The organism is Gardnerella sp. c23Ub_4, assembly GCF_055804115.1.
Genome location: NZ_JANUYO010000002.1, coordinates 233,025 through 241,682 on the forward strand (window position 1 = coordinate 233,025; position 8,658 = coordinate 241,682).

Consider the following 8,658-nt stretch of genomic DNA (forward strand, 5'->3'; position numbering starts at 1 on the left):
AAGTTAAAAAGTTTAATTTTCCGTAGTTTAATAGATTTATTCGATTGATTAGTCGATTGATTAGTCGATTAATCAATTGATTAATCAATCACTTAATTCAACACGAATCTTTTTGCCGAATACCTTTGCAAAGGCGACCAGAACAGTCGATTACTTAACACAACTATTAAGCTCATAACCGTTACTCCCACAAGCGTTTTTACAGAGTCACCAACGGTTGTTGCATTCGTAATATACGCGCCCAAACCTTGAGTTGCCATGTGATTCTTGCCGTATTCCACAATCTCTGCAACAATCGAAGCGTTCCAAGCGCCACCAGCGGCCGTAATTCCGCCAGTGCACCAAGATCCAAAAATCGAAGGCAAAACAAGAGTCTTCCACTTAAGCACACGATTTAATCTAAAGCTTCTTGTCATCTCTTTTAAGTCGTCTGGAATCGCACTAGCGCCTGCAATAACGTTAAACAGAATGTACCATTGTGTGCCAAGCGCCATCAAAATAATGCTTCCCCAACCAAGGTCAATGTGCCAAGCCATAAACCACATCATTGCAAATGGGAACACAAAGTTTGCTGGGAAGCTAGCCAAGATTTGCACAACAGGCTGCATAATGCGAGAAATCTTAGGATTCATGCCAATGTACACGCCTACTGGCACCCAAATTAGCGAGCTTACAAAAATCAACACAGCAACGCGCGCAAAAGTCAAAGCGCCTAACGCTCCAGCTGTAACAAACTCTTGCAAACCTGTGCGAGTTGCTACAAAGTAAAGCATTTGTGCAGCCGCAGCAATAATTAGAACAATCATTACAACGTTAAAAACTAAATCGCCAAGCTTGCGAGCAGACGCTTTACGAGGCCATTTTGCACCCGTGCGGCCAAATGGGCGCGTAGCCAATTCCAGCCACTCGCGAATAGGCGAAAACAGCTTGCTAATAACTTCGTCGGCATGCGAATGACGAATCAGCGTTAAAATCGCGCTCTTTCGCTCTTCGTCGGATGCGCTTTGCGTTATGCGGAATCGTTCTGCCCACGCGGTAAGAGGCTTCCAAAGGAAGAAGTCGATTGCAAGCACAACAATAATCATGGATAAAATTGCCCACCAAATATTTCCAAGCTTGTTTTCTGCAGCAGATTGCGCAACAAAGCTACCAACTCCAGGAAGCGCGTAAGTGTGATTATTTACGGAAATCATCTCGGAAGCAGTAAGGAAGAACCATCCGCCACCAACGCTCATCATGCAATTCCAAAGCAGCGGAATCATTGCGTTTGGCATATCCAGCACCCAGAATCTCTGCCAATGCGTAAGTTGCAAGCTGCGCACTGCCTCGTCCAGCTCCTTAGGCTCACTTAAAAGCGAACGGTGGAACGAGAAAGTCATATTCCAAGCCTGGCTTGTAAAAATCGCAAAAATCGAAGCGGCTTCAACGCCCATCATCGATCCTGGGAAAATAACAAGCCAAATCGTTACTGTAGCCGAAAGGAAGCCAAGAATTGGAACGGATTGCAAAATGTCTAGCAACGGAATAAGCACCTTGCCCAAGCGACGGCTGCGCGCTGCAAGAGATCCGTAAATAATCGTAAAAATCAGCGATGCTATAAGCGCAAGCATCATGCGGAACACGGATCTAAGCGTGTAATAAGGCAAATTAATAAGGTCTGTTGAAACCGCGGAAGGTATGCCACTAGGTCCAATCGGCTGGTTAATGCGCTGCAAAAGGAAAGCGCTTACTCCAAAAAGTGCGATTATGCCAACGCACACAATAATGTCGGACCAAAAACGAGTGTTTTCGTCTACTTGCGCGCTGGCACTACTTTTTCCAGATGTTGTAAATATTGTCATGATAAGTCCTCTGGTAACGCGTATTTTTACACGCGTTTGCCGCTTATCACCACTATTTTTTGCGTTTATATTAAATTTTGCTTAAAATTTTAGACTTTATTTTAGAAGCGCCTATTTAATGCGCGGTTGCTGGCGATTTATCCCAACAAATCAAATAAAATCTTTAATCGCAAAAATCTTTAATCGCAAACGTTTTGGCGGTGACTGCCGGTTTTTTATATTCATCTTTTGTATATTCAGGGGGAACGTCCGTACTACTACTAATACTGTCTGAATCGTCACTTACAGCATTAACTGTATTAGCACTTTGATTACAACTTGTACTACTGCTACTGTCATGTTTCACGGCAATCACCTCCTCTAGCTTGTGCGCGCCAACGCAAAACCGTACTATCGCATCGTCATTGAACCGGACGGCAAGCAAGAAGACACAATGTGATTTACAAATCAAAAGAAATCAACATTAATCTTGTCGTTCAAGCTTCAGCTTCGCAGGGCGATGGCGTTGCATTAGTCGAAGCCTTGAAATCGACAACGACTGTTGACCAACTTGCAGTGTCTCCACTGTGTTGCGGCAGCAACCCGTATCCCCGTGGTAGCCTTACCTACCGACCGTGCTCATTATAAATTATCACCACTTTTAAGTCAACCTATTTTTGAATTGACTTTTCGCGCTACGCTTTAAGCGCAAGGCAGGTTGGAGCAAAAAATAAAAAAGCCTCTTGAAGAATTTAATCAACAAGAGGCTTTAAATCAACAATCAAATAAGATTGCTACTCGCTCGCTTACTTGCGATGAGCGCGGTAGAAGCGAATCAAGCTCTGCGTAGAAGCATCCTGAGCTGCCAAAGCGCTATCATCCTTAGAAATTGCAGGAGTAATCTGCTTTGCAAGCTGCTTGCCAAGCTCCACACCCCACTGATCGTAGGAATCCAAGCCCCAAACAGTGCCTTCAACAAAGGTGATGTGCTCGTAGAGAGCAATCAACTCGCCCAAGCTAAATGGAGTCAAAGCATCGCCAAAGATAGAGGTGGTTGGACGGTTGCCGCTAAATACGCGAGCTGGAACAATCTCTTCTGGAGTACCTTCAGCGCGAACTTCGTCTGCAGTCTTGCCGAAAGCAAGAGCCTTAGTCTGTGCAAGATAGTTGCCCAAGAACAGCTCGTGAACATCTTGATCGCCATCCTTAGTAGGATTTGGAGTGTTCACAAAAGCAATAAAATCAGCTGGAATAAGCTGAGTGCCCTGGTGAATCAACTGGTAGAAAGCGTGCTGGCCATTGGTGCCTGGCTCGCCCCAGAAGATTTCGCCAGTTTCGCTGGTTACAGGAGTGCCATCCCAGCGAACCGACTTGCCGTTGGATTCCATAGTGAGCTGCTGCAAATACGCTGGGAAGCGATGCAAGTACTGATCGTATGGAAGAACAGCATGGGAAGCAACCTTGTAGAAGTTGCGGTACCAAACGTTGAGCATACCAAGAAGAACAACAACATTCTTCTCGAATGGAGTCTCAGCAAAGTAGGTATCGATTGCGTGGAAGCCCTTCAAGAACTCCTCAAAGCGCTCAGGTCCTAAAACAACAGCCAAAGAGGTGCCAACAGCGGAATCCACAGAGTAGCGGCCGCCAACCCAGTTCCAGAATCCAAAAGCGTTGGTTGGGTTAATGCCGAACTCTTCAACCTTCTCGAGGTTGGTGGAAACAGCTACGAAGTGCTTTGCAACAGCTTCTGCCTTCTTTGCATCGCTGCCGTCAATAGCACCACTCTCCTGAAGCTTGTTAAGCAACCATGTGCGAGCGCTACGAGCGTTAGTCAAAGTCTCCAAAGTGGTGAAAGTCTTAGAAACAATAATGAAAAGCGTGGTTTCTGGATCCAAATCCTTGGTCTTTTCTGCCATATCGTTTGGATCAATGTTGGAAACGTAGCGAGCATTAATGCCAGCATCTGCGTATGGCTTTAAGGCTTCGTAAACCATGACTGGACCCAAGTCAGATCCGCCAATACCAATGTTTACAACGGTCTTAATGTTCTTGCCAGTAACACCCTTCCACTCTCCCGAGCGAACCTTATTTGCAAAGTCGTAGATGCGACCCAAAACTTCGCGAACGTCGGCAACAGTATCTTGACCGTCAACAATGAACTTGCCAGCGTCTTCTGCTGGGCGACGCAAAGCGGTGTGCAATACTGCGCGATCTTCGGTGTTGTTAATGTGCACGCCAGTGTACATTGCCTTAGTGCGCTCGTCGAGCTTTACAGCCTTAGCAAGGTTTGCGAAAAGCTTAAGCGTTTCTGGCTTAATCAAATTCTTAGAAAGATCGAAGTGGAGGTCTCCAGCTTCGAAGCTCAACTTATCCACGCGATTTGCATCTTCGGCAAACCACTTCTTCAGGCTCACGCCTTCGGATTGCAACTCATCATAGTGCTTTTGCAATGCAGCCCATTCTGGGGTCTTAACGGCGTCAACTGGTGGATTGATGGCCATTTCTAGGTCCTTTCATCTTTATTAAGTGATGTGATGATTTATAAATGTTTTATATAAATGTTTTAAGTCTAAGCACAATCTTTGGCACACTTAAACACAATGCAGAATCATCATGAATCGTAAGCAAAAATCATAATGTAAACAAGTGTAAAAATGAGCTTAAGCAAGGTGCTTGCATCACATCTTCCAATTGCCAAGATACTCACAAAAGCGGACAGAAATACACTTTGACTAGAACACATGCGAACATTACGGCGCGGCGCACTAGACAAAATCGAAATATTCATATATAGTATTTGATTTGTGCGCGAGTCGCGAATGCTTCTCGGGCAGTTGCCACTTTAGCTCAGTCGGTAGAGCGTCTCACTCGTAATGAGAAGGTCGACAGTTCGATTCTGTCAAGTGGCTCTTAAAAACCCATTTTTTGCCTGTTTAGGCGATTTTGCGCGAGTGGCGGAATGGTAGACGCGCAGGATTTAGGTTCCTGTGTCTTACGACGTGTGGGTTCAAGTCCCATCTCGCGCACATTTTGTAGTTTAATCGCAAGCTGAAGTCGTTAGTTTATCGCAACTATAATCGCAAATTAAATCGCAACTACTCAATAAACATAGCTTTTAATTCAGGCAAAAGTGCCCTCAAAGCGTTGCCGCGATGAGAAATCGCATTTTTTTCTTGCTGATTAAGTTGCGCGCTAGTTAAATCGTGCATTTGAACACCATCCCTAACGGGCTGATTATTTGGCACAAAAAGCGGATCGTAGCCAAAACCCTTGCAACCTCTAGGCTCACGAATCAAGCGCCCAACCATTTCTCCAACGCGAACAGTCTCAAAACCGTTGTTTTTCCACATAGCGTTTTCCAGATCCGCATCAACGCAGTCTTTAGGAACAGCAAGAGCCGCCGCGCATCTAAATCGCGCCGTTCGGCATTCGTCTGGAATATCCTCAAGCTGCTTAAGCAAAAGCGCGTTATTGGCATTATCGTCTCCATGAACCCCGCTCCAGCGCGCAGACAATATTCCTGGAGCCGCGCCCAAAACGTCTACAATCAAGCCAGAATCGTCAGCAACCGCAGGTAATCCAGTTCTTTGCGCAACGTCTCTAGCCTTGATTAGCGCGTTTTGCTCAAAAGTCACGCCTGTTTCCACTGGGTCTGGAAGCCCCAAAGAGCCAGCAGTAACAAGCTCAATATGCTCCGATATTTCCGCAAACTCTTCGTTAAGAATCCGCTTAATTTCAACGAGTTTACCCTCATTATGCGTTGCCACAACAAGTTTCACGCTCGCCACTCCTTAGTAATTTATCGAATAAACAGACATAAATTTTATTTAATTTTGGCTTAACTTAATTTTGGCTTAAAACTGCACGCTGAGCCGCTTGAAGCTCGCGATTACCTTTGGCTGCCAAATCAAGCAAAACGTTAAGCTCATCGCGATTAAACGGGCGATGCTCCGCCGTGCCTTGAATCTCAATAAAATTGCCCGAACCAGTCATAGCAACGTTCATATCTGTCATAGCTTGACTGTCTTCTACATAGGGCAAATCAAGCATTGGAGTGCCATTAATAACGCCTACAGAAACAGCGGAAACGGAGTCTTTAAGAACGTTTTTAGCGCTGCGAATATGCTTGTGCTTTTCGGCCCAATTTAGCGCGTCTACAAGAGCCACATATGCGCCTGTAATCGAAGCTGTGCGCGTGCCACCATCTGCTTGAAGAACATCGCAATCAATTTGAATAAGGCACTCGCCCATTGCCTTCATGTCTATAACGCCCCTAAGGCAGCGACCAATAAGACGACTAATCTCGTGCGTGCGGCCGCCGATTTTGCCCTTAACAGACTCGCGATCGGTGCGCTCGGCAGTGGCCCTTGGAAGCATTGAGTACTCGGCTGTAACCCAACCTAAACCAGTGTCTCTCCTCCAGCGCGGAACGCCAATAGTAAAAGTGGCAGTGCACATAACGCGCGTATTTCCGCACTCAATAAGAACGGAGCCTTCTGGAACGTTTGTAAAATTGCGCGTGATTTTTACTGGCCGCAACTCGTCCACATCTCTGCCATCAAAGCGAATAGGTTTTATAGATTCCAACATATCCTTAATTTGAGCCATAATTCAACAATTTAGCACGCGGCATTAACTAGCACGCAGCATTAATCTTGCTAGCACACAGCATTAATCTTTAGCAAAATCGCTATACAAAACCGTAGACTTTTGCATCAAATTTGCTCGCTAAGCGTAAGCCACTCTTCTTCTAACGCGCTAGATTCGCTTTGATTCGCCTGCAACTTCTCGTTAAGCTCTTGCAAGCCAACAAAATCGCTAGGATCGTGGCTTGCCATTTTTTGCTCAATCGCGCTTTTTTCTTCTTCAAGCTTTTCTAGCTTGCGCTCTATTGCCGCAACTCTTCTTGTAGCATCGTAGTACGCTTTTCCGCTTAATTTTGCTTCAGATTTTTGATTTGATTTTTGATTTGACTTTTGATTTGAATCTAATCCAACACCTTCTGCAGACTCCGACTTTGACTCCGACTTACCACCAGATTCCGCCGCAAAATCTGCCTTAGACTCTTGCATATTTGCGCGCTCATAGTCTTCCATAATCTTTAAATATTCGTCAACTCCGCCTGGAAGATGGCGAATCTTGCCGTCAATCAACGCAAACTGCTGATCAGTCACGCGCTCAAGCAAGTATCTGTCGTGCGAGACAACAATCAAAGTGCCTGGCCAAGTGTCTAGTAAATCTTCCATAACGGCAAGCATGTCTGTATCTAAGTCGTTTCCAGGCTCGTCCATTATCAACACATTTGGCTCGTTTAGAAGAATCAAAAGCAATTGCATGCGACGTTTTTGGCCACCCGAAAGGTCTGCAATCGGCGTCATAAGCTGCTCTGGCTTAAAACCAAGCCTCTCCATAAGCTGACCAGGAGTCACTTCTTTGCCGTCGATTATGTAGCTTGGCTTGTATCGGCTCAAAACCTCTTTGACTTTATATTTTCCAAGCTTTTCCAGCTCTTCTAGGCGCTGAGATAGCACGGCAAATTTTACAGTTTTGCCAATATTTACATGACCTTTAGTTGGATGCAAAGAGCCGTCGATTATGCCTAAAAGTGTTGATTTTCCAGCGCCATTGGCTCCGACTATGCCGAATCGGTCTCCTGGCCCTATTAGCCACGTTTGATTGTCTAAAATCATGCGGCCGCTAATCGTTTTTTGCAATGCTGCACATGTTTCTTTTAATGGCGATTCTTCTTGCGATAATGGCGATTCTTGCGATTCCACTTGCGATTCTTCTACAGAAATCGTAACGCTACCATCATGCGTAGGCTGTGAAAATGGCGATTTTACAATATCCGCATCGGATGCAGCAGGACTTGATGAATCCTCAAAAATTTGCGTAACGTCAATCAAATCAACAACTTGCTTACCAAGACGAGAAGTTGCCATTCTTTTTAGCTCAAGAGTATCTCGCATTGGCGGAACGTCTGCTATAAGCTCGCGAGCTTGCTTAACGTGGAATTTTTGCTTTGTAGAACGCGCTCGAGCACCTCTAGAAAGCCACGCAAGCTCTTTACGAGCCAAATTCCGCCTGCGCTCCTCGCGAACATCCGCCTGGCGTTCGCGCTCAACTCGCTGCATCATGTACGCACTGTAGCCGCCTTCAAACGGGTCGATTGCGCCATCGTGAACTTCCCACATAGAAGAGCAAACTTCGTCTAAAAACCATCTATCGTGTGTAACAAGCAAAAGAGCGCCCTGCCCATCTTGCCACCTATGCAAAAGATGCTCCGCAAGCCAATGAATTGTAAGAACATCAAGATGATTCGTAGGCTCGTCCAAAGCCAAAATATCCCAATCATGCAGCAGAAGCCTTGCCAAATCCGCACGCCTGCGCTGTCCTCCAGAAAGCGTGCCAACCTTAGCTTCAAGGTTGATTCCGCCCAAAAGAGACTCCACAATTTCTCGCTGCTTTGAATCTGCAGCCCACTCGTAATCCTGGCGATTCTCCAATGCAGCTTGGCGAACCGTAGCATTATCGTCTAGCGGGTCTCGCTGGCTTAAAATGCCAAATGTTAGGCCATTTCTGCGCGTAACTCTTCCCGAATCTGGGTCAATCGCGCCTTGAAGAAGCTTTAGAAGAGTGGACTTTCCGTCTCCGTTTTTGCCTACGATTCCTATGCGGTCGCCTTCAAAAACGCCTTGAGTTACGTCTTTGAAAATCGTTTTTGTTTCAAATTCAAGGGAAACATGTTCTAGTCCCAAATCATAAGTAGGCATAACTCACAAATATAGCTGTGCTGCTATACCATTCGCGAATGCAGGTCGTGGGGGGGGGGGGGGGG

6 protein-coding genes, 2 tRNA genes and 1 riboswitch are annotated in these 8,658 nt (G+C 45.8%); of the genes, 2 read left to right on the plus strand and 6 right to left on the minus strand.

From position 1 onward, the window contains the following. Nucleotides 1-92: 92 nt before the first annotated feature. The 3 genes from NYP67_RS05575 to pgi all read right to left on the minus strand — a co-directional run bounded on the left by NYP67_RS05575 (nucleotide 93) and on the right by pgi (nucleotide 4,321). On the minus strand, nucleotides 93-1,841 hold the full coding sequence (locus NYP67_RS05575) for an ABC transporter permease (RefSeq protein WP_004131741.1): 1,749 nt from the start codon (nucleotides 1,839-1,841) through the stop codon (nucleotides 93-95). 163 nt (nucleotides 1,842-2,004) lie between these two features. Further along, nucleotides 2,005-2,187 (minus strand): hypothetical protein, encoded by a 183-nt coding sequence (locus NYP67_RS05580; RefSeq protein ID WP_050568115.1) that lies wholly within the window; start codon nucleotides 2,185-2,187, stop codon nucleotides 2,005-2,007. Between the two features lie 113 nt (nucleotides 2,188-2,300). Further along, nucleotides 2,301-2,461, minus strand: a riboswitch (M-box (ykoK) riboswitch). Between the two features lie 165 nt (nucleotides 2,462-2,626). Next, entirely contained in the window at nucleotides 2,627-4,321 is a 1,695-nt protein-coding gene (gene pgi, locus NYP67_RS05585; protein WP_060785875.1) for a glucose-6-phosphate isomerase, read from the minus strand. Nucleotides 4,322-4,656: 335 nt separating this feature from the next. Between pgi and NYP67_RS05590 the strand changes: the two genes are divergently transcribed. Further along, a tRNA-Thr gene (locus NYP67_RS05590) sits at nucleotides 4,657-4,729 on the plus strand. 36 nt (nucleotides 4,730-4,765) lie between these two features. Beyond that, a tRNA-Leu gene (locus NYP67_RS05595) sits at nucleotides 4,766-4,846 on the plus strand. Between the two features lie 69 nt (nucleotides 4,847-4,915). Here the strand turns inward: NYP67_RS05595 and NYP67_RS05600 are convergent. The 3 genes from NYP67_RS05600 to NYP67_RS05610 form a co-directional block, all read right to left on the minus strand. Then, complete coding sequence (locus tag NYP67_RS05600; RefSeq protein WP_004133394.1) at nucleotides 4,916-5,599, minus strand: non-canonical purine NTP pyrophosphatase; 684 nt, start codon at nucleotides 5,597-5,599, stop codon at nucleotides 4,916-4,918. 64 nt (nucleotides 5,600-5,663) lie between these two features. After that, the gene (gene rph, locus NYP67_RS05605; protein ID WP_004133395.1) at nucleotides 5,664-6,428 is read right to left on the minus strand and encodes a ribonuclease PH; all 765 of its coding nucleotides are present in this window, start codon (nucleotides 6,426-6,428) and stop codon (nucleotides 5,664-5,666) included. A gap of 107 nt (nucleotides 6,429-6,535) precedes the next feature. Continuing rightward, nucleotides 6,536-8,593, minus strand: coding sequence for an ABC-F family ATP-binding cassette domain-containing protein (locus tag NYP67_RS05610; RefSeq protein ID WP_473411273.1), 2,058 nt, complete (start codon nucleotides 8,591-8,593; stop codon nucleotides 6,536-6,538). Nucleotides 8,594-8,658 lie beyond the last annotated feature (65 nt).